This is a genomic window from Lysobacter sp. GQ73, assembly GCF_059758755.1.
This window is the reverse complement of sequence record NZ_JCAXEE010000023.1, coordinates 1-697: the sequence shown is the minus strand read 5'-3', so window position 1 is coordinate 697 and position 697 is coordinate 1. Positions and strand designations below refer to the sequence as shown.

At 70.3% G+C, this 697-nt stretch carries 1 protein-coding gene; it reads right to left on the bottom strand.

Features of this window, described 5'->3' with window-relative positions:
• The coding region (locus AC6CH2_RS22495; protein WP_498271159.1) for an AMP-binding protein at positions 1 to 697 on the bottom strand (697 nt) is incomplete at both ends.

Sequence of the window (697 nt, the reverse complement as noted above, 5' to 3'; positions counted from 1 at the left end):
TTTCAGGGCTGCGTCGTCGACCGACACCACCGGCACGGCGACCTCGCCCAGCAAGCCCCTCAACGATTGCTGACTCAACAACGCCATCGGCGCGCTGTCGGCGAGCATGTAGGCGAGCCGGTCCGGCGGGTAATTCGGGTCCAGCGGCACGTAGGCCGCGCCGGCCTTGAGGATGCCGAGCACGCCGGCGACCAGGGCCGGGCCGCGTTCCAGGCAGATCGCCACGCGGTCGTCGGCGCGCACGCCGAGCGCGAGCAGGCGATGGGCGATGCGATTGGCGCGGCGGTTGAGTTCGGCGTAGCTCAGCCGCTCGTCGCCGCAGACCAGCGCGGTCGCGTCCGGCGCCGAGCGCGCCTGCGCCTCGAACGGCTGATGCAGCAAGCGCTCGCGCGGGTAATCGAAGGCGGTGTCGTTGAAGGTCTCCAGCACCAGTTCGCGCTCGGCCGCCGGCAGCCAAGGCAGCCGGCCGACCGCGCACTGGGGATCGGCGACTATCGCTTCCAGCAGGCGCACGAAGTAGCCGGCGTAGCGCTCGATGGTTTCGCGCTCGAACAGGTCGCTGGCGAAGGACAGATTGCCTTGCAGACTGTCGCCGCTGTCGGTCAGGGCGAGCTCAAGGTCGAAGTGCGCGGTATGCGGCGGCCGGCCGATGTTTTCGAGTTCCAGCCCCGGCAGTTGCAGGGTGCCGCCGCCGGGG